Source organism: Alcanivorax profundi, from assembly GCF_003597125.1.
GTDB classification, from domain to species: Bacteria; Pseudomonadota; Gammaproteobacteria; order Pseudomonadales; family Alcanivoracaceae; genus Alcanivorax; species Alcanivorax profundi.
Genome location: NZ_QYYA01000001.1, coordinates 256,021 through 278,502 on the forward strand (window position 1 = coordinate 256,021; position 22,482 = coordinate 278,502).

Below are 22,482 nucleotides of genomic sequence, written 5' to 3' on the forward strand. Positions count from 1 at the left end.
ATGAATGATGTATCTGAACGAGGAAACGCTGTGAAGCCGGTGAAGGTGGGAATTGCAGGTCTGGGTACCGTTGGCTCAGGCACCGTAAACGTGCTCAAGCGCAATGCGCGTGATATCGCCCGTCGTGTGGGGCGTCCGATTGAAATTACGCACATTGGTGCTCGCCGTGACAACCCGGCCTGCGAGACTGACGGCATTCGCCTGTCCCGTGACATTTTTGCCGTGGCCAGCGACCCTGATATCGACATTCTTGTTGAGCTGATTGGCGGCACCGACACCGCTCGTGAGCTTGTCCTCACGGCCATTCGCAACGGCAAGCACATTGTGACCGCCAACAAGGCGCTGATCGCTGAGCATGGCAACGAGATCTTCCAGGCTGCCCAGGATAATGGCGTCGATGTGGCGTTCGAGGCCTCTGTGGCCGGTGGTATCCCGATTCTGAAATCCCTGGGTGAAGGTCTTGCGGCCAACCATATCCACTGGCTGTCCGGGATTATCAACGGAACCGGCAACTTTATCCTGACGGAAATGGAAGAGGGCGGTCGTGATTTCAACGACGTGCTGGCCGAAGCCCAACAGCTGGGTTATGCCGAAGCGGACCCGACTTTCGACGTGGAAGGCATCGACGCTGCGCACAAGCTGACCATCCTCGCGTCCATCGCTTTTGGTATCCCGCTGCAGTTTTCCAAGGTCTACACCGAGGGAATCAGCCGAATCACTACGGAAGACGTGGCCAGCGCGGCCCATTTCGGTTATCGCATCAAGCACCTTGGCATCGCCAAGGACACGGGCAACGGGATTGAGCTGCGAGTGCACCCGACCCTGATTCCCAAGGAAGCGATGCTGTCTGCCGTCAACGGTGTCATGAATGCGGTGATGGTCAATGGCGATGCGGTTGGCCCGACCCTCTTCTATGGTGCCGGTGCTGGCGCCGAGCCGACTGCCTCTGCGGTGGTGGCCGATATTATTGAGCTGGGCCGTGCGCTGACCGTGGACCACGATGAGCGGGTGCCTTACCTCGGTTTCCATACCGATCATATGTCTGACGAGCCGATTCTGACCATTGATGACGTGACCTGCTGTTTCTACCTGCGTTTGCATGTGCAGGATCAGCGTGGGGTGCTGGCGGACATCACCCGAATCCTCAGCGACAACAACGTCAGTATTGATGCCATGGTGCAGCGCGAAGTGGATCAGGGGCTGGTGCCTATCGTGATGATGACCCACGAGGTCCGCGAGGGTGACATGAATGCCGCGCTCGACAAGATCGCTGCCCTTGAGACCGTGGATAGCGATATAATGCGCATCCGCGTGGAATCCCTGGACGCCTGATTTTTGTCGTCTGGCGGCAGACGCCAGACGTCCGATGCTTTAAAAAGAGATGAAGACTATGCCTTTTCGTGACCGTTACACCGGCCTGATCAACCGCTACCGTGACCACCTGCCGGTGAATGATGACACGCCGATCATCAGCCTGGGTGAAGGTAACACCCCGCTGATCCGCCTGAAGAACATCCCCAAGATGTTGGGCAAGGATGTGGACATCTACGTCAAATACGAAGGCCTGAATCCCACGGGGTCGTTCAAGGACCGCGGTATGACCATGGCCGTTACCAAGGCCGTGGAAGAGGGCAGTAATGCCATTATCTGTGCCTCCACCGGGAATACCTCTGCGGCCGCTGCGGCCTACGCGGCTCGGGCCGGCATCACCGCCTTTGTACTGATCCCGGAAGGCAAGATTGCCATGGGCAAGCTGGCTCAGGCGATGATGTACGGTGCGGTGATCATGCAGATCCGTGGCAACTTCGACCAGGGTATGGAGTTGGTGAAGCAGGTAGCCGAAAAAGCACCGGTGACCATCGTTAACTCGGTGAACCCCTACCGCCTGCAGGGCCAGAAGTCTGCTGCCTTTGAAATCGTGGAAGAGCTGGGCCGTGCCCCGGATTTCCACTGCTTGCCAGTGGGCAATGCGGGCAACATCACCGCGCACTGGATGGGCTACAGCGAATACAAGAAAGCTGGCGTAGTGAATGCGGCGCCCAAGATGGTGGGCTACCAGGCAGAAGGCGCCGCACCGTTCCTGCGCGGCGGCCCGGTCAGTGATCCGGAAACGGTCGCTACAGCGATCCGTATCGGTAACCCGCAGTCCTGGGACAAGGCCTGGGCCCTGCAGGAGGAGTCTGGCGGCTGGTTCGATGAATTGACCGACCAGGAAATTCTGGCAGCCCAGAAGCTGCTGGCCGAGAAAGAAGGCGTGTTCTGTGAGCCTGCTTCTGCTGCGTCTCTGGGCGGTGCTATGCGCGATATCCAGAGCGGCAAGATCCCGGAGGGGTCCACCATCGTGTGCACCCTCACTGGTAACGGCCTGAAAGACCCCGATACCGCCATTGCGCAGTGTCAGGACAGCCGCATGGTGACCATTGATGCGGACCTGGACGCGGTGAAAGGCGCGATCCTGTCCAATATGTCCTGATCCCTGCCGGGTATCGGGAAGACGAGAAACGGAGCGCCTGGCGCTCCGTTTTTTTATGGCCGTTGCCGTTGGGCTTGCCAGCGAGTCGCTTGAAGGGCGAAGGCGTTGAGGATTAGATAGGGGCTATGCGGACCATGGAGGGCCAGACCATGAGCTTTCAGGTGACGGTGACCGGGTTTAGCCAGGATGAACGACTCGACTGGGTGATGCTGCTGTCCTGCGGCCATCGCCAGCATGTGCGCCATCAGCCCCCGTTCATCAATCGCCCCTGGGTGACCAGCGAGGCAGGCCGTCATCAGCATCTGGGCATGGTGGTCACTTGTACCCAGTGCCAGCGGTGCATGCCGCTACCGCGATAGCGGTGTCATCTGCCAGGCGTCGGCGGCCATCTCCGGTGTCTACGGAAAATTCTATGGTGCCCGGCAGAGCCCTGTTAGCTGTTGCGGGTCACCATAGAATCTCCCACAGCCGAAAACCTAACGACAGCCGAGGTTGCCGGACGAGCTTTTGCGCCGTGTTTAATGTGGGAGCAGGCCTTCAACGCAGCCGTGTGTGCCGGTTGATAGTGTGCTGCAGACCAAACAGGGACGGCAAGTGTGGACCAATCACGCCTTTTCCGGTGGTCAGCAATGCACCGCTCAGATCCCGTTGCGGGTCGGCCCAGCAATAAATACTGATAAAGCCCAGATGCCCAAACGCTTTTGGCGCGCCGGGGCCAAACATACCCATTCCCCGGTTGCCGAGCATGAACCCGTTGGAAAAGTTCAGCGGCAACATCAGGCTGCGATCGAAGCGAGGCCGGTGATAGGCCGGTTCCAGCGCACGCGCCACGGTCTCTGGCTGAAAAATCTGTTGGCCATCGTAGCGTCCCTCGTTAAGCAGCATCTGAAAGAAGCGACTTGCTTCTTCCGCTGTAGCATAGAGGTTGCCCGCAGGGACAATGATGTCCTGGAAACGATCATCGTTTGAGACTTCCACGACCTCATCAATGCTTCCCCCCACCGCGTGATTGAGGAACAGATCGACCAGCTTGAATGGCACGCCGGTGGACACATCCAGCGCCCGTTCCGGACCCGTGCCGCCAAAGGTGAAATACTTCATGCCCATGGGCTTGCGCACCACCCGGTCCAGCGTGGCATTCAGATCTTCACCGGTTACAGCCTCAACGATGCGACCGACAATAAAGCCCGCGGTCACCGCATGGTAGGCCTGAGCATTCAGGGTGGTTGGCTTGGCCGCACACAGCAGGTCAAAAATTTCTTCTGGCCGGAAAAGAATCTCCGGAGATACCGGCTCTTGGGGGCGGGGGATACCTGCCTGGTGAGTTAGCAGTTGGCGGAGGGTGGTGCGGCCCTTGCCATTCTGGCCGTACTGCGGCAGGTAGCGGGTCACGGGATCATCCAGGTCCAGCTGTCCTTGCTCCACCAGATGATGAATCATCATTGCGGCCACCACCTTGGAGGCCGAGAACAGGCAGACCGGTGTGTCTGGTGTCATGACACGCTGGGTATCGGGATTTGCAAACCCGATACTGCGGTTGAGCATGATCTCTCCGTGACGGCGCAGGCACAGGCTGATGGCCGGGCTCATGCCGCCGCGATACAGTTTTCGGGTTGCGCGCCAGATGGATTCCACCTGCTCCGAGGCCATGCCGGTTTTTTCCAGCGGCGCCTCTTCACCGTGGCGGACCAGGGAATCCAGACTGCGGGGGATCGGGTTGCCGTGCTTGCTGATGAGCCGGCGGACGCGGGGACGTAGAGCCATATTGTTTTAACCTGTTAAGCCCGAGCTCAGGTTGGCGCGGGACGAGAACACTGTGTATACAAATTATTTTCCGTGTTTTTCAGTACCTTGCATTGGCAGCAGGGCCTTTGACGGGTGGCGCAATTTCACCCGAATCCTGTCCTCATCTGACCAGGTCAACGGAGGTACAATCAGCCTGAGATTACAAGTTTTTGTGCCTGCTGCCTTGGATGATCCCGGTATAACATAATGGTGTCAGGTCGGATTCAGGAGAGAGCGATGAATACCATCAAACAGTCAGATTTCCAGAGCTTTGCAGAGTTCTACCCCTATTACCTGCAGGAGCATGGCGATCCCACTTGTCGTCGTTTGCACTTTTTCGGCACCCTCGGGGTGATCTCGATTGTGTTGGGGGTCATTTACACCGGCAACCTGTGGGGCCTGATCTGGGTACCCATCGTGGGCTATGGCTTTGCCTGGGTAGGACATTTCTTTTTTGAGAAAAATCGCCCGGCGACCTTCAAGCATCCCTGGTACAGCCTTGCCGGTGACTTTGTGATGTTCAAGGATATTCTTGTCGGCCGGATCAGCTGGTAAGAGGAAAACTGATGACGGCGGTGGAGATCTTTGTGCCGGGTCAGGCGCAGCCAGACGATGCGTCGTTGCCGGATCTGGATTGCAAAAACAATATCGATGCCATGGTCTACGGCTTCTATCAGCGTATGCTGGAAGACCCGGAGATGGCACCGGTATTTTTTGACGTAGCCGGGATCGATCTCAACGCACATTTACCGCTGATCTGCCAGTACTGGCACAAGATGCTGCTGGGGGACAGAACCTACCAGCGGCACATGATGGAAAAGCATCGGGCGCTGGATGACAAGATCCCGCTCACCGGTGTGCATCACGAGCGCTGGCTCGGCCATTTTATGGCCAATCTTGAGGGACGTTTTGCCGGGCCCAACACCGACCGGGCCAAACGCCTTGCGGCCCGGGTAATGGATAATCTTTACCGCCAGCTCAGTATGCGCCGTTAGTCTTGCGCCACCGGGCAGGAGTGTCGCCCGCTTCGCGCTGGAACAACCGAATAAAATAGCTGACATTCTCGTATCCCACCTGGTGGGCAATCTGCTGCACAGACAGTGCCCCACTGATCAACAGCTTCTTGGCACGATCTATTCTGACTTTCTGCAGGTACAGGTGAGGCGCAAGTCCGGTAGCAAGGGTAAAGCGTCGCTTCAGGTTCCGCTCGCTGAACCCGAACCGGGAGGCGAGCTGCTCCAGTGACATTGACGCCTGCGGGTTGCTTTCAAGCCACTCCTGCACGGCAAGGATGGCCGCATCATCGTGGCGCCGGGTGCCGGGCAGAACCGGGCGCATCTGGATTGGGCTTGAGACCAGCAGGTGCGCGGCGCAGAGCTGGGCAAAGTGGTCTCCACGGTCATTGGCCAGCAGTGCCAACAGGGCATCGAAACTGCCGTGCAACGAACCGGTGCTGTATAACCAGCGATCCTGAAGGTAGCTCTCTCTGGCCCGAAAGTGGCATTCCGTGTAGCGCTGCTGAAGCGTGGGGAGAAACGCCCAGTGGGTGTTGATACACAAGCCGTTGACGAGTCCCGTGGCTGCCAGTGGGACAATGCCGGTGGACAGGGTAAGCACAACGCGCTTTGCTTCACAGTGCCGGGCCAGATATGCCAACCCGCGCCGCGTCGGGCTGGGGGTATGCTCCAGTACCGGACCTTCAATGGCCGGGAAAATCAGCCAGTCTACTGGACGCGACTCTTCCAGAGGGGAGTCTGTCTCAATGCCAATCCCTCCAGCTGCATCGAGCCGGGTGTCCGCTGCGTTCGCCAGCAGGTGAACCCGGTAAGCCGCTGCCAGCCCTGTCTGCTTTTCCAGCAAAGAGACAATACGGAAGAAGTCGGTCACCGCGAACAGGCTCATGGCCCAGCAGCCAGGGGTGACGACAATACCGATGTTTTTCATAGACAGGGGAACGCATGATGGCCTGAATGGACTATCATTTTGCCTGTGCGGGAATGGAACAGGAAGAGGGGGCTGGGGACAATACAGGGGTCACAGTAATGGCGAAGCCGGGGACAGACATGACAGAGCCAACAGGGTTTTTGCAGAAAGGGGGCGAGAGGCTATTACCGTTGCCCGGGCTGGGGGTGGTCTATACCAAAATCTGGCCTGGTGACCCGCGCAAGGCTCCGTTGCTGTTGCTGCATGATTCGCTTGGGTGTGTGGCGTTGTGGCGGGATTTCCCCGAGCAGCTCAAGGTCGCCACTGGGCGCACGGTCATTGCCTATGATCGCCCGGGTTTTGGCCGCTCTCCCAACCGGACGGACCCACTCCCGGTGTCGTTCGTGGAAGACGAAGCTACTGTGGTGGTGGCGCTGTGTGATGCGCTTGATCTGAATCGGGTCGCTTTACTGGGGCACAGTGTGGGGGGCGGAATGGCGCTGGCGAGTGCCGTGGCTCTTGGGGTGCGTTGTGTTGCCGTGATTACCCTGGCAGCCCAGGGCTTTGTGGAAAAGCAGACCCGGTGCGGGATCGAGGCGGCGAAGGTCGCTTTTTCAGACCCCGTACAGAGGGAGAAGTTATCACGGTATCATGGTGACAAAACGGATTCGGTGTTGGCTGCCTGGATTGATACCTGGCTGGGTGAGTCGTTCAGTGACTGGAATCTGGATCAGCTATTGTCGTCCATGCAGCGACCCTGGCTGTGTCTTCATGGCGATGCCGATGAATATGGATCGGTGGCTCACCCCCTGCGGTTAAATGATCAGGCGCTGGTTAAGGGGGAGCTGAGGATTTTGCCAGGCGGAGGGCATTTCCCGCACCGTGAAAATAGCTCGTTGGTCGTAGAGGCCGTGAGAGGCTTTCTGCAAGAGAAAGCCTGAGCCGCATGACAGGCTTTACAGCATGGGTACCAGCCAGTTGCCGAGCAGTAGCCCGGCGCCGCCAAGATAACAACTGCCGATGAGAATCGGGTCGGACTGCAATGCGTTCCGCCTGGCGTGGTAGTAGAGCCCGGCAGCCAGCAGGCACAGTGCGACCAGCCCCACCGTTATCCCCATTATTGTGTGCATGTCAGTGCCTCGTCATCGTGGCGATACCTTGGGAGCCTCTGAATGACTCCTTGCGTACTCAGCGCGACCTGGAGCGTGCAGCTGTTGTGTCTTGTCTCGATGGTCAGGGTGGTTCCCTTTCCTAGAGGCAAGGCGCAGCAGATGGGCGCTCCAGGCCTCGCCCTCCGGGTCTTTCAGGCTGATCCACACTCGTTGTTGCACTTTCTCGACAGGCAACCAGCATGCCTTCAAAAGTGCGCCTAGATTGTGAATCAGCCTGAAAGACTGAGCATGCAAGGAGTCATTCAGAGGCTCCCTTGTTGTAACGCCTGCCGAACTTGACGGTCAATGTTCTGACTTGCTGACCAGACAAGCGGACGCTGGCCGGCGAGGGGAGCAGGTCTCGGGTCAGCCAATAATGCCGTCCTGTTGAAGCTGGGCGAATTCCTCGGCGCTCAGCCCCAGCTCCTCCTGCAGGATCTGCTGGTTATGGCTGCCCACGTCACCGCCAGGCCAGCGGGTTTCCCCGGGGGTCTCGACGAGTCGTGGCGTGATCGCAGGAATCTTGAGGGGCTTGCCGTTGATTTCGACCTGCTGAAACAGGCCTCGGGCCTGGAAGTGCGGGTCCTGCATCATGTCGGCCACCGAATAGATGGGGCCTGAGGGGACACGGGCGTCTTCCAGAATCGAGAGGATGTCATCGCTGGGCAGGCTACGGCACCAGCTGTCCAGGGCGTCATCAATGGCGGCCTCGTTCTCGACCCGGCCTGCATTGGTGGCCATGTCCGGGTTTTCTGCCATGTCGGGGCGTCCGGCGGCGACCATCAGTCGTTTGAAAATGGAGTCACCATTGCCGCCGATGACCACAAATTTGCGGTCTGCACAGCGGTAGGTATTGGTGGGGACAATGCCGGTCACGGTGGAGCCGGAGGGCTCACGAATCACGCCGGCGCCGTCGAATTCCGGGATCACCCCTTCCAGCAGGTTGAACACGGATTCGTACAGGGCCACATCCACGACCTGCCCCTTGTCGCTGGCCTGACGTTCGAACAGGGCCAGAAGGATGCCGAGTGCGGCGTGCAAGGCGGCAATGGTATCGCCCAGCGAGAGATTGGGGCGTACCGGGCGCTCTCCGGGGAAGCCGTTCACATAGCGCATGCCGCCAATGCCTTCACAGACTGACGCATAGCCAGGTTTGCTGGCGTAAGGCCCGGTCTGCCCATAGCCGGAGATGCGGGTGTAGACCAGGCCGGGGTTGTCTTCACTGAAGCTGTCCGGGCCCAGCCCCCAGTTTTCCATGGTCCCCGGGCGGAAGTTCTCGATCACCACATCCGCCTTGGTCATCATCTTGCGCACCAGCGCCTTGCCTTGGTCGGTCTTGAGATCCAGGGTCACCGATTTCTTGTTGCGGCCCAGGCTTCGCCACCAGAAGGAGGTGCCATCGTCATCGAGTTTGCGCCAGCCACGAATGGGATCGCCCCCAGGCGGTTCGACCTTGACCACATCGGCACCGAAGTAGGCCAGTAAGGTGCCAGTGAAAGGGCCAGCCAGCAGTTGGCCCAGCTCAACAACACGGACTCCTTCCAGGGGCAGGCGGCGGGGTGCGGTGTGGGTCATGGTCTCTCCGTGGGGGCCAGGGTGTGGTTAACAGGCTGTTAAAAGGCTCTCAAGCCTAGCGGATTGGGACGTGCAGTGGCAGTGGCGAAAATGACCGGCGCCGGGTGTTTGTCGTCAGGTTGGGGGCGGGAGGAGGGCTTAAGTTTTGCCATCCGGGCCCGGGCCTATACAATCCGCGGCCTGCTACGAGGAAAAACCATGACTCCGGAACGTTATCGCCGCATCTGTGACACCCTGGATCGCCGTCAGCCTGACCTGACCGTGATCATGGATGGGGTGCACAAACCCCATAATATTGCCGCCATTGTGCGTACCTGTGATGCGGTAGGAATCATGGATGTCCACGCGATTTTGCCCAACAACCGGGCGCGCATGGCGGCGGGAACGGCTATGGGCTCCCAGCGCTGGGTGAAGGTTCACAAGCGGGACGAAAGCACCAGCGTCATTCGTGAGCTGCAGGGTGAGGGGGTTCAGGTGCTTGCCGCGCACCTTTCCGACACCGCCATTCCCTACCGCCAGGTGGATTTCACTCGCCCTACGGCCCTGTTACTGGGCACCGAGAAGTTTGGTGTCAGCGATGAAGCGGCCGCGGCCGTGGATCAGCATGTCATCATCCCGATGATGGGGATGGTGGAATCGTTCAATGTGAGTGTGGCGGCGGCGATTATCCTGTCCGAAGCCTGCGAACAGCGCCGAGCCAAGGGGTTTTATGACAGCCCCAGGGTAGATGAGGCGCGCTACAACGCGTTGTTGTTTCGCTGGGGGCACCCGAAGATCGCCCGGTTGTGCGATGCAGAAGGGGTGCCTTACCCGGAACTGGATGAAGACGGACAGGTGAAGGACAGCGCCGCGCTTACGGCGCTGTTGCGGAAGGAGCCCTGACGGCGCCCAATGGTTTGGCGCTGGGAGCATGGCTGACTTGCCAGTGAAAATCGCTGGCGCCACCTTCCCCGACCCAGGCCGGGAACCACAACGTGTTGTCCATGGTGGCGTAGCGTAGGCGGGTGATGTCGATGCCCTGCTGGTTGGCCAGTGCCACCATGCGCTGCAGGACCTTGCCATGGTGGATCTGGTCGGGAGCGATGGTGCTATCGAGAATGGATTGACGCACCAGGCCGTTGAAGGTGTCCCTGGGAATGCCAGAGAAGTTCATTCGGTCCAGGTCGGCCACGAAGCCATCGGCAACGGCAGCCACCGTGGTGAAGCGGCCTTCTTCGTTAAGCTCACGGATGCGCGCATTGACGATTTTATCGTATTTCTCAAACGCGCCCTTTTCTTCTGCCTCGGCCAGTGCCTGTATGGCTTCTCCCAGGCTGTCCATGTTCATGTAATCCAGCTTGGGGATTGCGCCAAGCAGATCAATGACGGTGCGTGGCAGCCCTTCACTCTGGAATCCCAGTCGCGGCGTTGCACCGGGATAGCGTTCGTAGTCGGTCGTGCTTTCGGTATCGTCCTCATAAAACATGTTCATCGTGACGCCGTTGAGGAAGGCATCGAACAGCCCGTTGGGGACCACTGGCATATGGTTGCTGAAGAACATTTCCCAGCCCTGATTCGAGTCCATATGCAGCCAGTCGCCGGGGAGCCGGGTGGCGTTCATGGTGGTCTCAAAGGCACTCATCTTGCCATCCACAAGCCCGTATTGGCCGTCGCCATAGACTTGGTCGAAACTCAGCCGGGCACCATCCAGATTGTGGAAATCGATGGCAAAATGGATCCGCGGTTCGCGCAGAAAGAGCAGGAAAAACTTGAGGACTTTTACGCTCCCGATGGCGAAGCGGGAAGGAATGGTCACCGATTGCTCGTAAAAATCGATCTGGAATTTCTGGCTGAAAAAGGTCGGCAGATAGGCATACCAGATGCGGGCTTTGACCAGCAGTGAGGCGCGCACCGCGCCGTCTTTAACCGCGATGGGGATGGCCTTGATGTTCTTGCGGGTATCCAGATCCACGCGCAGTTTCTGGTTAAGAATGCCAGTGCTGATGTTGACGTAGATATTGTCGAAAACATTCTTGTTGGCATGGGGACCAAGCCTGGGTGCCATGGACTCAATCTGGGTGAAATCCTCGGGGTCGTAGTTCAGTTTCATCAGAGTGCTGCTGATCTCGCCTTTCTCGAGGTCCACCTGAACATAGTCCGCCCTGGAACGTTCAGGGTTGTTGCGCACCAGATAAATATAGCGGGGCTGGTTGCGTGGTGAGTCAAGGCGGATTTCCTCGAGCAGGGTGCCTTGCTCAAGCGGATGTTGTTCCGGGTTATAGCGTTCCCAGCCGCCGTCGCGGAACATGAAGGCGAGCTCGTCGAAATCATCAAAAATGCCGGGCTTGCCCTCTGGCGGGTTGTCGTTCTCGCCCTCAATCCAGATCAGGCCGGTTTTGTCATATTCGTCAATCTGGAAAGGGATCGGGATCAGCTTGCCTTCGCGAACAGCCATCAGAGACAGTTCATCAACGGCGATACCGTTATGGGAGGAGAGCTCAAACCCCTTGATTTCCATTGGGTAAAGATAGGTGAATTGCGTGGTGTCCAGTGCCTCCAGGGTGGCGTCCAGCTGGGCAGTAGAGATTTTGGACATACTGTTGACCCAGCGCCCGAGTGCACTGGGGTCAGCCTTGTAGAAATCAAGGAAGTGCTGGAAGTAGGCATCGGGTACACCGTCTGTCCAGATCTCCCTGGCCTGTGAGGGGCTGGGGAGTGTAAAGAACAGGGCAATGAGTCCGATCCATGCCTGTCTGCCGATCATTTTGTTATTCTCTTCGACGTTTTGGATGGGCATAAGTGAATTAGGGCATAGGGTATGACAGAGAATGAAAAAAGAGTAGGCCTCGACGCCCTGCACCAGTGTCTCCACCGCGTATTGCCTGCGGTAAGCCTGCGCAGCCAGTCGTTGCCCAATACGCCCCAATTGCGTCTCTGGCTGCTGGATGAGCTGTTTCCTGAACAGGCGCTGGAGCCGGAGATCGTTAACCGGATCATGGAAGAGCCTCCGTACTGGTCGTTTTGCTGGGCGTCAGGGCAGGTACTGGCAGAGTACCTGATGGCGCATCCGCAATGGGTCAAGGGCCGTTGTGTCGTCGATGTGGGCCCGGGATCCGGGGTGGTGGCCATTGCCGCGGCCATGGCGGGGGCTCGCAAGGTGATTGCCTGCGATCTGGATGCGGATGCCCTCACCGCCACCCGGGTCAATGCGCTGGAAAATGACGTGGAGGTGATGCTCAGCCAGGATCTGGACAGTGCTTTGGCCGAGGCGGATCTGGTGACGGCAGCTGATATTCTCTACGACCGGGAAAACCTGCCGTTACTGGCGCGTTTTCAGGCCGCGGGCAGGGTGTTGCTGGCGGACTCCCGTGTGCCGGATTTGAATCCGCGGGGGTACCGGCTATTGGGACAGTGGCAGTCCTGTACCTGGCCGGATCTGGGGGAGTCCAGTGAGTACAACGGGGTAAGGTTGTTCGCTTCGGAACCGGAATAAGAAATTCTGGTCACACAGTTTGGCGGGCGCTATCAGCTTCGGGCTGCCACTACGCCCGCTGTAGGGGGTAACAGGGAACTCATCCCGAATTCCGGTTTTCCTTGAATCATCAGGAGGAACAGACATTGTCCAAGAAAATGCAAACCGTCCAGCCACTGGTCTGGCTGATGCTGGCGCTGTGTGTGGCTTTTTCACCCGTTCAGGCGGCGCTGCCGTCGGTAACAGGGGAAGGCGATGCCTTGCCGTCACTGGCGCCCATGCTGGAAAAGACGTCGCCAGCGGTCGTTAACATTGCCATCGAAACCCGGGTGCGCGCCGCCCGGAACCCGTTGATGGATGATCCTTTCTTTCGCCGCTTCTTCAACATGCCCGAGCAGCAGCGCGAACGCCGGGCGGCCAGTGCCGGCTCGGGTGTGATTGTCGATGCAGAAAATGGCTACATTCTGACTAATGCTCACGTGGTCAAGAATGCGGACACCATCGAAGTGACCCTCACTGATGGCCGTGAGTTGTCTGCCGAGCTGGTGGGTACGGATGAAGAAGTGGACCTGGCGGTTCTGAAACTGGAAGAGGCGGATGGGCTGACGCAGATCGCCATCGCCGATTCTACCGGCCTGCGGGTGGGGGATTTTGTGGTCGCTATCGGCAACCCGTTCGGGCTTGGCCAGACCGTGACCAGCGGCATCGTCTCAGCACTGGGACGTACCGGGTTGGGTATCGAAGGGTATGAGAGCTTTATCCAGACCGATGCCTCGATTAATCCGGGGAATTCCGGCGGTGCCCTGGTGAATCTGCGTGGTGAACTGGTTGGCATCAACACCGCCATCCTGGCGCCGGCGGGTGGGAACGTGGGTATTGGTTTTGCCATTCCTACCGAAATGGCGGAAAACGTCATGCACCAGCTGATTGAACACGGTGAAGTGCGTCGCGGCATGCTGGGCGTGACGATCCAGGATCTTACCCCGGAGCTGGCAGAAGCCTTTGGCGTTGATCGCCAGCGTGGCGTGGTGATTACCCAGGTCGTGGAAGACAGTGCAGCGGAGAAAGCCGGCTTGAAGAGCGGTGATGTGGTAACCGCAGTGGATGGCCGTCCAGTGAATCGGGCTGCTGATTTGCGTAACAAGGTCGGGATGGCGCCAGTTGGCGAGAAGGTGACCCTGAGCATCCTGCGCGACGGCAAGAAGAAGGATGTCACTGCCACCATCAGTGAATCCAATCGTGAAACCGCCGGTGGTGAGGCGGTTTCCCGTTTCCTGGAAGGTGCCAGCCTGCGTGACCTGCGCAAGGGTGAGCTGCAGCATGCTGAAAGCGGTGTGCTGGTGGATGCGGTGGAGCGCGCTTCTCCCGCCTGGCGTGCCGGTCTGCGTCAGGGCGATGTGATTATCAACGCCAACCGCAAGGACGTGGTCGATATGAAAGAGTTGCGTTCGGCAGTGGAAGACAAGGATGCAACCCTGTTACTGCGAGTCAATCGTAATGGCGGGATCTTCTTTGTGGTGGTTCGTTGATTACACTGGCGGGAGGCTCCTGCGGATGCGGGGGCTACCGGATTTGACCGTCTGAAGAAAACGCCCCGTTTCAGCGAAACCGGGGCGTTTTTTATGCCTTTCCTGTTGAGGGAGGGTGGAAGATCGGGTGGACTGCTGAGCAGTTCGCCGGAATCAGGCTCACTCATGCTCAAAGTGGCCGTGGCGTCCCTCACCCTGACGGAAACGCTCTGCACCTTGAAGGGCTTCCTCGAACACCACCGGGTATCCCCCTTTACCTTCCAGACGCAAGGCCTCGGCCACGGGGTGCTCCCATTGTTGCAGGGCCGAAAGCCTGTCTGCACGCAAGCAGGCCTGGGGAAAGGTCGCGATCTGTTTCGCCAGTGTCATGGCTGCAGTGAGGGCCTGACCGTCGTCGACGACGCGGTTGGCCAGGCCCATGGCCAGAGCCTCTTCGGCCCCGACCGGCCGTCCCGTCAGGATCATGTCCATGGCATGGCTTTGTCCGATCAGACGGGGAAGTCGCACTGTGCCGCCGTCGATCAGTGGCACGCCCCAACGGCGACAGAACACCCCGAAGATCGCACTCCTTTCCATGACCCGCATGTCGCACCACACTGCCAGTTCCAGCCCCCCGGCAACGGCATAACCGCTAACCGCGGCGACAACCGGTTTGCTCATGGCCAGCCGGGTAGGGCCCATGGGGCCTGGGCCGCTACCCTGTGCATCGATTTCATTGCGGCGTTGCGGGTCGCCCAGTGCCGACAGATCTGCACCTGCACAAAAATTCCCCCCAGCGCCGGTCAGGATCGCCACGTGCAGTGCCGGATTGTTGTCGAAGTCTTCAAACGCTTTTCGCATGGCGTCAGCGGTAGGGCGGTCGACAGCGTTACGCTGGGCGGGGCGGTTAAGGGTAATCACACAGACGTTGTCGATGTGTTCAATGAGTACGGGAGGCCCTGACATATTGTTATCCTGTGCGGAAGATGAATGTTCACGTTAGTGGAGCCTGTATGCACTATCAATCGACCTACGCGCCGGAAACCCTTGAGCGGGGACAGGTAGACACCCACGAGGGAATACGCTTACTGGAATTCGGGACCAATTGGTGCGGTTACTGTATTGCTGCTCAGCCGGAAATCGAGGCCTGTGTGGGGCTAATTGAGGACGGTGAACACCTCAAGGTGGAAGACGGGCCCGGCAGGCCGTTGGGGCGAAGTTTTCGGGTCCGGTTATGGCCGACGCTGATTCTGCTGGAGAATGGTGAAGAAATCGGCCGCGTTGTCCGCCCTGACCGGGCTGCGCTGCAGGCGTTGCTGGCCCCGCTGGCCGCGGGTCGGCAATAAGGGGCTCGCACAACACAGCGTTACGGCAGTGTCAGTACGACTTTGCCGCAGGTCTTGCCGGATTGCAGCAGGGCGAGAGCCTGATGTGCCTCTTCAAAGGGCAGTGAGTGACCGACATGGGGGGGGGCAATCTCCACTGCTGTCAGTTCTTGCAGTAATCCCTGCAGTCGCGTTTTTTGCTCCCATAGCCAGATGAGGTTGAAGGCCAGCACTGACCGGTTACTGCTGATCATGTCCATCACGTCATAGCGGGGGCGGCGTAGATAACGCCAGGCTGCTTTGAGATAGTTGGGACGATGGCCAGTAGGAGTGAATTCTGCGGCACCAAACACGACCAGTCTGCCCATGGGTGCCAATGCGGCAAAGCTGGCTTGCTGTACCTTTCCGCCAATGGCATCCAGCACCAGGTCCAGGGGTTCAGACAGCCCGGAAAGCTGTTTCATAAAATCTGTATCGCGAACCAGTACTTGTTCGAAGCCCTGTGAAACTAACCAGTGGGCTTTTTCTGTGTTTCCCACGGTGCCGATGGGGGTTGCTCCCAGCGCCTTGCACAACTTCATGGCCTGCAAGCCAACGCCCCCTGCGGCGCTGTGAACCAGCACTCTGTGGCCTTTGTCGATGGCGCCCAGATGAGTGAGGGCGTACCAGGCCGTGAGTGTCTGTACCGGCCAGGCTGCACCCTGGGAAAAGTCCCAGTCTGCGGGCAGGGGTATCAGATACTCTGGTTCGCTGTCGATTACACTGCTGTAGCCCCCGAAGCGGGTGAGGCCCATTACCCGGTCTCCGGGCTGGAAAGCGCCAGAGTCCTCCACGCTCTCTACAACCCCGGAAAATTCCAGACCCGGAACAAAGCTACCTTCCGGGGTGGCGGAATAGAGCCCGGTGAGCGCGAAAATATCAGCGAAATTCAGGCCCACGGCTTTAACCGTTACCCGGACTTTCCCTTTGGACCGTGGCGGGAGGGTGCTCTCCTGTAGAGCCAGTGTGGCCAGGTTGCCTGCCTTTGGGGTTTTCCAGTGTTGGACCGATGGCATGGTGCAGCCTCTTGCATGATTGGAAATGGTGAATTGCACATCGTACTGCTAACGTTGGGGTACAGGCATTCAATGAAGGAAAAAACATGAATAATCCGGATATCGGCAAGCTGGTGCTGCGCCTCACGTTGGGGCTGCTGATGCTCTTGCATGGCATTAACAAATTGCACTCCGGGGTGGGGTGGATTGCCGGTGAACTGGCCTCCCATAACCTGCCAGGCTTTCTCGCTTATGGTGTTTTCGTGGGAGAGTTGATTGCTCCGTTGATGGTACTGCTCGGCTTTCATACCCGTGTGGGCGCAGTGCTGATTGCCGGCAATATGCTGGTGGCCATTGTGCTGGTGCACATGGGGGAGTTGTTTTCGCTTACCCAGACCGGCGGCTGGGCACTGGAGCTGCAAGGGTTCTTCCTGTTTACCGCGGTTGCGATTTTCTTCCTTGGAGCAGGGAAATATGCGGTGAAGAATTGATGCTTCGGGTTACGAAAAAACGAAAAGGCCGCGCTCTGGCTGAGCGCGGCCTTTTTCATGCCGGTGCAACATGCAGAAAGCCGGGGAGGCTCACTGTGGAATGGGGAGCAAGACTTCGTTTGCAAGACCTCCCACGCCCTGTGGGGAATCCCCTTTAGCCGCGCAGGCGATTTTTCTCCGTGATCTGGCCGTTAAGGGTGAGAAAATCGTAGAGAATCCCGAGTCCGAACAAACCGACGGTCAGCAGGTAGATGATACCGGTAATCACCTTCCCCATATAGAAGCGGTGAATGCCGAAGACGCCCAGAAAGGTGAGCAGGATCCAGGTAATGTTGTAATCGATGCTGCCCGCTTCATAGCGTGTGTCGGCGGCCTCATCCATGCCGGGAATCAGGAACAGGTCGATGATCCAGCCAATGAAGAACAACCCGAGCGTGAAGAACCAGATAGTGCCAGTGATCTGCCGACCGTAGTAGAAACGGTGGGCACCCATAAAACCAAAGATCCACAACAGGTAGCCGATGACCTTGCTGTGGGTGTCTGTATTAAGCGTGTTTTGCATGCGCTGATCCTCGATTCACAATTCCACATTCAGGGCGGCGATGGCCGCGTTGGCCTTGTCACGGGCCTGTTCGATATCGTCGCCGAGTGCTACTGCCACCCCTAAACGGCGACTGCCATGGACCTCGGGTTTGCTGAACAGTCGCACTTCTGTGTCGGGTTGCGCCAGGGCTTTTTCAAGTCCGCTGTAACGCATCTGTTCAGAGTCCCCATGTACCAGTAACACAGAGGAGGCAGCGGGGCTGCGTTGGTTGATATTGGCGACGGGCAAGCCAAGAATGGCGCGGGCGTGCAGGGCAAACTCCGACAGATTCTGGGACAGCAGGGTGACCAGGCCGGTGTCATGGGGGCGGGGCGACACTTCGCTGAAGTAGACCTGATCACCCTTGATAAACAGCTCCACGCCGAAGATGCCCATGCCGCCCAGGGCTTCGGTAATGGCGCCGGCCACTTGCTGGGAGGCGGCCAAGGCCGCATCACTCATGGGCTGCGGTTGCCAGGATTCCTGGTAATCGCCATTTTCCTGACGATGCCCAATGGGGGCGCAGTAGGTGGTGCCATCACGATGGCGAACCGTCAGTAGCGTGATTTCGTAATCGAAGTCCACAAAGCCTTCAACGATCACCCGCCCTTCGCCTGCGCGGCCTCCCGACTGGGCATAGTCCCATGCGGCCTGAATATCGGACTCCCTTTTCACGGTGCTCTGGCCTTTGCCAGAGGAGCTCATTACAGGCTTGACCACACACGGAAGCCCGATATCCTCAACCGCCTTGCGGTAGTCTTCCAGGGTGTCGGCAAAATGATAGGGGGAGGTGGGCAGGCCCAGTTCCTCTGCTGCCAGACGGCGGATCCCCTCACGGTTCATGGTCAGTTGCGCTGCCTGGGCAGTGGGTACAACCGTGACGCCTTCCTGCTCCAGCTTGACCAGTTCATCGGTGGCAATGGCTTCGATCTCAGGTACGATCAGGGCCGGTTTTTCCTGCTCAACCAGTTGGCGCAGGGCTTGGCCGTCAAGCATATTGATAACATGGCTGCGGTGAGCTACCTGCATGGCAGGGGCATTGGCGTAGCGATCCACGGCGATCACTTCACAGCCATAGCGGATCAGCTCAATGGCCACTTCGCGACCCAGTTCGCCGGAGCCCAGTAGCATGATGCGGGTGGCAGTGTCGGTGTTAGGCGTGCCGATGGTGGTCATAGGATTCTCTTGTCAGGGCATACAGTGTTGGGCTGATTGTAACGAATTGAACCGCAGGTGCTACTCATGAGCGTAGGCAGGAGAGAGTCAGGTGGACGATAACCGCTGGATGGAAAGGGCGTTGGTGCTGGCAGGGCAGGCTGCCGCAGCGGGGGAAGTACCGGTCGGGGCGGTGCTAGTGCGTGAAGGCATCGTGTTGGGTGAAGGGTACAATCAACCTATCGCAGGCCATGACCCGACCGCGCATGCAGAAATCATGGCCCTGCGGGCGGCAGCGACCGCTGAACAAAACTACCGCCTGCCGGGAAGCACCCTTTATGTCACGCTGGAGCCCTGCACCATGTGCTTCGGTGCCATGGTCCACGCCCGTGTCGCACGGCTTGTCTACGCGGCCAGTGAACCACGTGCAGGCGTTTGTGAAAGCCAGCTGCATTTGCCAACAGTGGAATTCTATAACCACAGGATGGTTGTGGAGGGAGGGCTGTTGAAGGAAGAAAGCGCGGTTATGTTGAAGCAGTTTTTTGCCCAGCGGCGAGGAAAGAAAAACGCAGGCTAGCGTGCTCAATTGCAACGTCAGCCCTGCAGGAGCGGTTGCTTCCTGATAAAGGTTTGCCAAGTCAGGACGGGAATGCGTCAACGTTATTCCGGACGGGTCCAATAAAAAAGGGTCGGCATAGCCGACCCTTTTTAGTACCCGAAGGATGCCTTACTGGAACTGGGCTTCCTGGGTAGTGGCCTTCAGGATGGTCTCAACCCGACGGTTCTGGGCACGACCTTCGCTGGTGTTGTTGTCGGCGATGGGTTTCTCTTCGCCGTAGCCAACAGTGGAGATACGGGATTCATCAATGCTGTAGCTTTCTACGAGCACTTTCTTCACTGCATCCGCGCGCTGCTTGGAGAGCTTTTTGTTGTAGCTCGCCGCACCAGTGCTGTCCGTATGGCCTTCCAGAACCAGCTGGGCAGAAGGATACTGGGTCATTTCATCAGCCAGCAATTCCAGGTCGGAGTAGGAAGTCTGGCGCACTTCAGCCTTGTCCAGACCGAACTCGACATACAGTGTTTTCTTGACGTCCTTATCCAGGTACTGCTGACAACCTTTTTCGTCAACCAGAGCACCGGCTGGGGTATCAGGGCACTGGTCCATGCTGTTTACGACGCCGTCACCGTCATCGTCCAGTTCGCAACCGGTAGCATCGACCTGAGCGCCGGCAGGTGTGCTGGCACACTGATCACGATCATCGGGCACACCATCACCGTCACTGTCAGTAACAACATTTTCAACCGGTGCGGGCTCTTCTTTCTCGGCGCGGCTGGCACCGATCAGGAAGTTCAGGCCGGCATAGATTTCTGCGTCCCAACGTTCGCTGTCGAATGCATAGTAAGGGCGCGCACCGACATCAAGCAGGAAGTTGGGATGGAGCAGGGTCTGGAAGCCCGCTTCGAGGGTACCGATGGTCTCGGAATAATCGTCAGAGCTGCTGCTGGTGGGTTCGCTGCGGAACTCACCTGCACCAATACCAACGTAGGGTTCAAAAGCGGAGCTGCCGTAAAAGTGTTTACGGAAGGCACCGTGGGCGATGTTGATATCGGTATCGCCAAAGACTTCGGTGTTGGAGTTATTGCGCTCCCACCAACCCTGGAAAGACCAGTCACGATTGAAGCGGTAGCCCAGTTGAGCCCCGGGCAAGGTCACTTCGCTCTCTGAGGTGTTGGAGTCGTAGTGGTCACCGATGTCCACCCAGTTTTCACTGATGTGGCCACCGAAGTAGAAGTAACGCTCGGGCATGTCCTCAGCGATTACCACGGGGGCGGCGGCAACAGATGCGCAAGCAATACTGGCGGCCAGAAAACGTTTAGCGCTCATAAGCTCCTTCCTTGATTATGCAATTGGCAGTGCAAACACCTGATAAGTCTTTGCCAGTCAAACGCTTAAGTAAATCCTGCAAGGAAAGATTAATAAAAAAATTTACAAAGATGGCAATAAAGTAACCGGATAAAGCAGGTTAGGGATAAATTTGGTTAGAAAGTGCGATTTTAAAGTAAGTAAAAAGTATTGGGGGCTAGGTCGCTGACGGGGGGGGCGCGCCTTTGTCCCGGCCCTCATTTCGGTTCTGGTACAGCGCATAGTCGGCTTCGTTTAATAATGTGTTGAGATTACGGCCACTGTTTTCTGTGCTGGCCGTGCCGATCTTGGCGTTGAGTTTGACCATTTGAGCGGTTGCCTCGGCCGCTCCGGAGGGCACTTGCAGATTTGCGGTCAGGGCACGCAACCCTTCGCCCATGCGGGCAGCGTCTTCAAAGCTGGTATGAGGCAGCACTAGCAGGAACTGGGCTCCGTCAAAACGCCCGAAAAGGTCGCTTTCCCGGATTTTTTCACGAATGGCGTTGGCAAAACGCTGAAGGGAAAGTTCTCCGGTTCGCCGGCCATGCTCATCCAGCAGATTGGAGAAGTCACTGATCTCGATTAATAGTACCGACACCGTGTAGTTATGGCGGTGACTCAGAGCAAGCTCCCTTTCCAGCATGCCAAGCAGATGTGGGCGATTGAAAAGACCGGTCAGGTGATCTTCTCTGGCCTGTTGTTGCAGTTGCCGGTTCTGTCTGTCCAATGCGATCAAGCGGGTGCTGAAGAGGTAGAGAGGTGGGGCAAGCAGTAGCAGTGGCAGGGCTGTGGCCAGCACCATACCGGACAACCAGTCGCGTTCACCTACCAGCATGATGGCAATGCTGGTGAGCATCAGGGAGACAACAATGGAAACCAAGGTCATGGCAGCCGTGCCCTTGAGGGCAGCGAGACGATCAGTACGAGTAGACAGCCGAGATGAACCCGCGACTACCTGGAACAGCTTTGCCATGATTGCGCAATCCCCTCAAATGATACGCTTTTTTGAGCCAGTATCCGGGTTGCCTGCACATGGCGCAATAGGGGTTAGGGTTCTCCCAGCAATTCCGCTTTCATCGCTTTGGAATAGGGGGCCTGTCCGAACCAGATTTTCAGGTAGTCACGGGCAAAATCCGCTCCCTGCTCTTTCGCTAGAGGGGTGTTGTTGAGTCGTAACTCAAAGTCCTGCTCCATCCAGACAAGGGTATAGGTATCCCCATCATCGACGTTTTGGTAGTGGCTATTGAAGGAGGCAAAACGGGGTTTGAGGGTATCGAACCGGTTTTGGGGCAGATTTTTCTCGAGAAAATGCAAGGCCGCTTTGGCGAATGCGTCTCCCGGGACCTCTCGAAAATAGGCAAATTCAAGCTTCAGAGGAGGGCTAAGCGGGTCTGTGTCATCGCAATTCATTCGTGACAGGGATGCCTCTCCAACGGTGAATACCTTGAGGGCTTTCACGTCGGCACGGGAACATTCTTGCCATGCAGTTTGAGCGCTAGCCTGTGACATCAACCCGAGGATGAGTGCCAGGGGGGGGGCGCCTTTCAATCGTCGGGGGAATGGTGTCTTAGCCATCGTGTCGCAGGTCCTAAAAGTGGAAGGTGTTGATCCAATCCCTGGCTGCTGTCCCAGAAGTCCTGATGGAACTGAATCAGTCCGTTCTCATCAACGCGAAGCTGACTGATGCCAATGGTGCTGGACAGTCTCGGCTTGTTAAAAAGGGTGAATTGAGCATCCATTTGCCACAGAACAAACACATCGCTGCTGTTTTCGCTGCAGATGAGCTGCAGTACTTCAAGAGACATCTGGTCGAGCCTTTCGGCTGTCTTGATCAAATGCTCGCGGAGTGCATCGCGGCCTTTCAGTGTTACCAGGGTGTCGTTGAAATACAGAGGGTCCGCGTAAACTGAATCAATGTTTTGATCGATGTATTTCGCATCGAGAGGGGAAAACAGCAGCAAAAACCGGTCAACAGAGTCGTTGTGGCAGCCCGCAACGCCCGGTACGGACTTTTCAACTGTCCGGTAGCTCTCTGTGTAGCCGTAGGGCCCTTTGGGGCTGCCATGGCAGCCAGCCAGTGCCGCACTTGCGGCGATAAGAGTGACAATTAATGCTTTCATACCCC

Annotated in this window: 25 protein-coding genes; 12 read left to right on the plus strand and 13 right to left on the minus strand. The window is 57.9% G+C overall.

The window, feature by feature from the left end:
• Positions 1-30 precede the first annotated feature (30 nt).
• The 3 genes from D4A39_RS01175 (at position 31) to D4A39_RS01185 (ending at position 2,832) form a co-directional block, all read left to right on the plus strand.
• A complete protein-coding gene (locus D4A39_RS01175) occupies positions 31-1,332 on the plus strand; it encodes a homoserine dehydrogenase (RefSeq protein WP_022985646.1) in 1,302 nt (433 codons plus the stop codon).
• A gap of 58 nt (positions 1,333-1,390) precedes the next feature.
• Positions 1,391-2,473, plus strand: coding sequence for a threonine synthase (gene thrC / locus D4A39_RS01180; RefSeq protein ID WP_022985647.1), 1,083 nt, complete (start codon positions 1,391-1,393; stop codon positions 2,471-2,473).
• Between the two features lie 149 nt (positions 2,474-2,622).
• Positions 2,623-2,832 (plus strand): DUF3565 domain-containing protein, encoded by a 210-nt coding sequence (locus D4A39_RS01185; protein WP_031226574.1) that lies wholly within the window; start codon positions 2,623-2,625, stop codon positions 2,830-2,832.
• 178 nt (positions 2,833-3,010) lie between these two features.
• Here the strand turns inward: D4A39_RS01185 and D4A39_RS01190 are convergent, their stop codons facing one another.
• Positions 3,011-4,237, minus strand: a complete 1,227-nt coding sequence (locus D4A39_RS01190; protein WP_022985649.1) for an EstA family serine hydrolase — start codon at positions 4,235-4,237, stop codon at positions 3,011-3,013.
• Between the two features lie 258 nt (positions 4,238-4,495).
• On the opposite strand from D4A39_RS01190, the gene D4A39_RS01195 reads away from it, so the two are divergent.
• The gene (locus D4A39_RS01195) at positions 4,496-4,813 is read left to right on the plus strand and encodes an Mpo1-like protein (RefSeq protein WP_022985650.1); all 318 of its coding nucleotides are present in this window, start codon (positions 4,496-4,498) and stop codon (positions 4,811-4,813) included.
• 11 nt (positions 4,814-4,824) lie between these two features.
• The gene (locus D4A39_RS01200; protein WP_022985651.1) at positions 4,825-5,253 is read left to right on the plus strand and encodes a group III truncated hemoglobin; all 429 of its coding nucleotides are present in this window, start codon (positions 4,825-4,827) and stop codon (positions 5,251-5,253) included.
• Here D4A39_RS01200 and D4A39_RS01205 read toward each other — a convergent pair.
• A complete protein-coding gene (locus D4A39_RS01205) occupies positions 5,237-6,202 on the minus strand; it encodes a GlxA family transcriptional regulator (RefSeq protein WP_022985652.1) in 966 nt (321 codons plus the stop codon). The two genes, D4A39_RS01200 and D4A39_RS01205, sit on opposite strands and share 17 nt — an antisense overlap.
• 119 nt (positions 6,203-6,321) lie before the next feature.
• Here D4A39_RS01205 and D4A39_RS01210 point away from each other — a divergent pair, with 119 nt between their 5' ends.
• Positions 6,322-7,122: an alpha/beta fold hydrolase gene (locus D4A39_RS01210; RefSeq protein WP_031226576.1), complete on the plus strand. Its 801-nt coding sequence runs from the start codon at positions 6,322-6,324 to the stop codon at positions 7,120-7,122.
• 15 nt (positions 7,123-7,137) lie between these two features.
• On the opposite strand, the gene D4A39_RS17730 is transcribed toward D4A39_RS01210, so the two are convergent.
• Positions 7,138-7,311 (minus strand): hypothetical protein, encoded by a 174-nt coding sequence (locus tag D4A39_RS17730; RefSeq protein WP_158586907.1) that lies wholly within the window; start codon positions 7,309-7,311, stop codon positions 7,138-7,140.
• Between the two features lie 387 nt (positions 7,312-7,698).
• Positions 7,699-8,907, minus strand: coding sequence for a CaiB/BaiF CoA transferase family protein (locus D4A39_RS01215; protein WP_022984400.1), 1,209 nt, complete (start codon positions 8,905-8,907; stop codon positions 7,699-7,701).
• A 198-nt stretch (positions 8,908-9,105) separates the two neighbouring features.
• On the opposite strand from D4A39_RS01215, the gene trmH reads away from it, so the two are divergent.
• A complete protein-coding gene (gene trmH / locus D4A39_RS01220; protein ID WP_022984401.1) occupies positions 9,106-9,789 on the plus strand; it encodes a tRNA (guanosine(18)-2'-O)-methyltransferase TrmH in 684 nt (227 codons plus the stop codon).
• On the opposite strand, the gene D4A39_RS01225 is transcribed toward trmH, so the two are convergent.
• Entirely contained in the window at positions 9,761-11,650 is a 1,890-nt protein-coding gene (locus D4A39_RS01225) for a hypothetical protein (RefSeq protein ID WP_022984402.1), read from the minus strand. The two genes, trmH and D4A39_RS01225, sit on opposite strands and share 29 nt — an antisense overlap.
• A 54-nt stretch (positions 11,651-11,704) precedes the next feature.
• On the opposite strand from D4A39_RS01225, the gene D4A39_RS01230 reads away from it, so the two are divergent.
• Positions 11,705-12,379 carry a class I SAM-dependent methyltransferase gene (locus D4A39_RS01230; protein WP_022984403.1) on the plus strand — a complete coding sequence of 225 codons (675 nt, stop codon included), beginning with the start codon at positions 11,705-11,707 and terminating at the stop codon, positions 12,377-12,379.
• Positions 12,380-12,516: 137 nt separating this feature from the next.
• Positions 12,517-13,887 (plus strand): DegQ family serine endoprotease, encoded by a 1,371-nt coding sequence (locus D4A39_RS01235; protein WP_022984404.1) that lies wholly within the window; start codon positions 12,517-12,519, stop codon positions 13,885-13,887.
• A gap of 159 nt (positions 13,888-14,046) precedes the next feature.
• Here the strand turns inward: D4A39_RS01235 and D4A39_RS01240 are convergent, their stop codons facing one another.
• Positions 14,047-14,832: a crotonase/enoyl-CoA hydratase family protein gene (locus D4A39_RS01240; RefSeq protein WP_022984405.1), complete on the minus strand. Its 786-nt coding sequence runs from the start codon at positions 14,830-14,832 to the stop codon at positions 14,047-14,049.
• A 47-nt stretch (positions 14,833-14,879) separates the two neighbouring features.
• Between D4A39_RS01240 and D4A39_RS01245 the strand changes: the two genes are divergently transcribed.
• Complete coding sequence (locus tag D4A39_RS01245; protein ID WP_022984406.1) at positions 14,880-15,212, plus strand: thioredoxin family protein; 333 nt, start codon at positions 14,880-14,882, stop codon at positions 15,210-15,212.
• A 20-nt stretch (positions 15,213-15,232) separates the two neighbouring features.
• On the opposite strand, the gene D4A39_RS01250 is transcribed toward D4A39_RS01245, so the two are convergent.
• On the minus strand, positions 15,233-16,246 hold the full coding sequence (locus D4A39_RS01250; protein ID WP_022984407.1) for a zinc-binding dehydrogenase: 1,014 nt from the start codon (positions 16,244-16,246) through the stop codon (positions 15,233-15,235).
• Between the two features lie 86 nt (positions 16,247-16,332).
• Here D4A39_RS01250 and D4A39_RS01255 point away from each other — a divergent pair, with 86 nt between their 5' ends.
• Complete coding sequence (locus tag D4A39_RS01255) at positions 16,333-16,716, plus strand: DoxX family protein (protein ID WP_022984408.1); 384 nt, start codon at positions 16,333-16,335, stop codon at positions 16,714-16,716.
• Between the two features lie 154 nt (positions 16,717-16,870).
• Here D4A39_RS01255 and D4A39_RS01260 read toward each other — a convergent pair whose 3' ends face one another.
• Positions 16,871-17,278 carry an NINE protein gene (locus tag D4A39_RS01260; RefSeq protein ID WP_022984409.1) on the minus strand — a complete coding sequence of 136 codons (408 nt, stop codon included), beginning with the start codon at positions 17,276-17,278 and terminating at the stop codon, positions 16,871-16,873.
• Between the two features lie 15 nt (positions 17,279-17,293).
• Entirely contained in the window at positions 17,294-18,475 is a 1,182-nt protein-coding gene (gene purT, locus D4A39_RS01265; RefSeq protein ID WP_022984410.1) for a formate-dependent phosphoribosylglycinamide formyltransferase, read from the minus strand.
• Positions 18,476-18,566: 91 nt separating this feature from the next.
• On the opposite strand from purT, the gene tadA reads away from it, so the two are divergent.
• Positions 18,567-19,031: a tRNA adenosine(34) deaminase TadA gene (tadA, locus tag D4A39_RS01270; protein WP_022984411.1), complete on the plus strand. Its 465-nt coding sequence runs from the start codon at positions 18,567-18,569 to the stop codon at positions 19,029-19,031.
• Positions 19,032-19,181: 150 nt separating this feature from the next.
• Here tadA and D4A39_RS01275 read toward each other — a convergent pair whose 3' ends face one another.
• From D4A39_RS01275 to D4A39_RS01290, 4 genes are all read right to left on the minus strand, one after another.
• Entirely contained in the window at positions 19,182-20,339 is a 1,158-nt protein-coding gene (locus tag D4A39_RS01275) for an OmpA family protein (RefSeq protein WP_022984412.1), read from the minus strand.
• 196 nt (positions 20,340-20,535) lie between these two features.
• A complete protein-coding gene (locus D4A39_RS01280) occupies positions 20,536-21,330 on the minus strand; it encodes a GGDEF domain-containing protein (RefSeq protein WP_119917359.1) in 795 nt (264 codons plus the stop codon).
• A 74-nt stretch (positions 21,331-21,404) separates the two neighbouring features.
• Positions 21,405-21,932, minus strand: a complete 528-nt coding sequence (locus D4A39_RS01285) for a chalcone isomerase family protein (protein ID WP_081703599.1) — start codon at positions 21,930-21,932, stop codon at positions 21,405-21,407.
• Complete coding sequence (locus D4A39_RS01290) at positions 21,902-22,477, minus strand: nuclear transport factor 2 family protein (RefSeq protein WP_022984415.1); 576 nt, start codon at positions 22,475-22,477, stop codon at positions 21,902-21,904. The genes D4A39_RS01285 and D4A39_RS01290 overlap by 31 nt, the downstream gene beginning before the upstream one ends.
• Between the last annotated feature and the right edge of the window lie 5 nt (positions 22,478-22,482).

What these genes read in the sequence shown, in the direction of transcription:
- D4A39_RS01290 (WP_022984415.1), bottom strand. Translation starts at nt 22,477, where the DNA reads ATGAAAGCATTAATTGTCACTCTTATCGCCGCAAGTGCGGCACTGGCT.
- D4A39_RS01230 (WP_022984403.1), top strand. Translation starts at nt 11,705, where the DNA reads ATGACAGAGAATGAAAAAAGAGTAGGCCTCGACGCCCTGCACCAGTGT.
- D4A39_RS01205 (WP_022985652.1), bottom strand. Translation starts at nt 6,202, where the DNA reads ATGAAAAACATCGGTATTGTCGTCACCCCTGGCTGCTGGGCCATGAGC.
- D4A39_RS01215 (WP_022984400.1), bottom strand. Translation starts at nt 8,907, where the DNA reads ATGACCCACACCGCACCCCGCCGCCTGCCCCTGGAAGGAGTCCGTGTT.
- D4A39_RS01200 (WP_022985651.1), top strand. Translation starts at nt 4,825, where the DNA reads ATGACGGCGGTGGAGATCTTTGTGCCGGGTCAGGCGCAGCCAGACGAT.
- D4A39_RS01260 (WP_022984409.1), bottom strand. Translation starts at nt 17,278, where the DNA reads ATGCAAAACACGCTTAATACAGACACCCACAGCAAGGTCATCGGCTAC.
- D4A39_RS01190 (WP_022985649.1), bottom strand. Translation starts at nt 4,237, where the DNA reads ATGGCTCTACGTCCCCGCGTCCGCCGGCTCATCAGCAAGCACGGCAAC.
- thrC (WP_022985647.1), top strand. Translation starts at nt 1,391, where the DNA reads ATGCCTTTTCGTGACCGTTACACCGGCCTGATCAACCGCTACCGTGAC.
- D4A39_RS01285 (WP_081703599.1), bottom strand. Translation starts at nt 21,932, where the DNA reads ATGGCTAAGACACCATTCCCCCGACGATTGAAAGGCGCCCCCCCCCTG.
- D4A39_RS01235 (WP_022984404.1), top strand. Translation starts at nt 12,517, where the DNA reads ATGCAAACCGTCCAGCCACTGGTCTGGCTGATGCTGGCGCTGTGTGTG.
- D4A39_RS01225 (WP_022984402.1), bottom strand. Translation starts at nt 11,650, where the DNA reads ATGATCGGCAGACAGGCATGGATCGGACTCATTGCCCTGTTCTTTACA.
- D4A39_RS01250 (WP_022984407.1), bottom strand. Translation starts at nt 16,246, where the DNA reads ATGCCATCGGTCCAACACTGGAAAACCCCAAAGGCAGGCAACCTGGCC.
- D4A39_RS01280 (WP_119917359.1), bottom strand. Translation starts at nt 21,330, where the DNA reads ATGGCAAAGCTGTTCCAGGTAGTCGCGGGTTCATCTCGGCTGTCTACT.
- D4A39_RS01240 (WP_022984405.1), bottom strand. Translation starts at nt 14,832, where the DNA reads ATGTCAGGGCCTCCCGTACTCATTGAACACATCGACAACGTCTGTGTG.
- D4A39_RS01210 (WP_031226576.1), top strand. Translation starts at nt 6,322, where the DNA reads ATGACAGAGCCAACAGGGTTTTTGCAGAAAGGGGGCGAGAGGCTATTA.
- trmH (WP_022984401.1), top strand. Translation starts at nt 9,106, where the DNA reads ATGACTCCGGAACGTTATCGCCGCATCTGTGACACCCTGGATCGCCGT.
- D4A39_RS17730 (WP_158586907.1), bottom strand. Translation starts at nt 7,311, where the DNA reads ATGCACACAATAATGGGGATAACGGTGGGGCTGGTCGCACTGTGCCTG.
- D4A39_RS01255 (WP_022984408.1), top strand. Translation starts at nt 16,333, where the DNA reads ATGAATAATCCGGATATCGGCAAGCTGGTGCTGCGCCTCACGTTGGGG.
- D4A39_RS01195 (WP_022985650.1), top strand. Translation starts at nt 4,496, where the DNA reads ATGAATACCATCAAACAGTCAGATTTCCAGAGCTTTGCAGAGTTCTAC.
- D4A39_RS01185 (WP_031226574.1), top strand. Translation starts at nt 2,623, where the DNA reads ATGAGCTTTCAGGTGACGGTGACCGGGTTTAGCCAGGATGAACGACTC.
- purT (WP_022984410.1), bottom strand. Translation starts at nt 18,475, where the DNA reads ATGACCACCATCGGCACGCCTAACACCGACACTGCCACCCGCATCATG.
- D4A39_RS01275 (WP_022984412.1), bottom strand. Translation starts at nt 20,339, where the DNA reads ATGAGCGCTAAACGTTTTCTGGCCGCCAGTATTGCTTGCGCATCTGTT.
- D4A39_RS01245 (WP_022984406.1), top strand. Translation starts at nt 14,880, where the DNA reads ATGCACTATCAATCGACCTACGCGCCGGAAACCCTTGAGCGGGGACAG.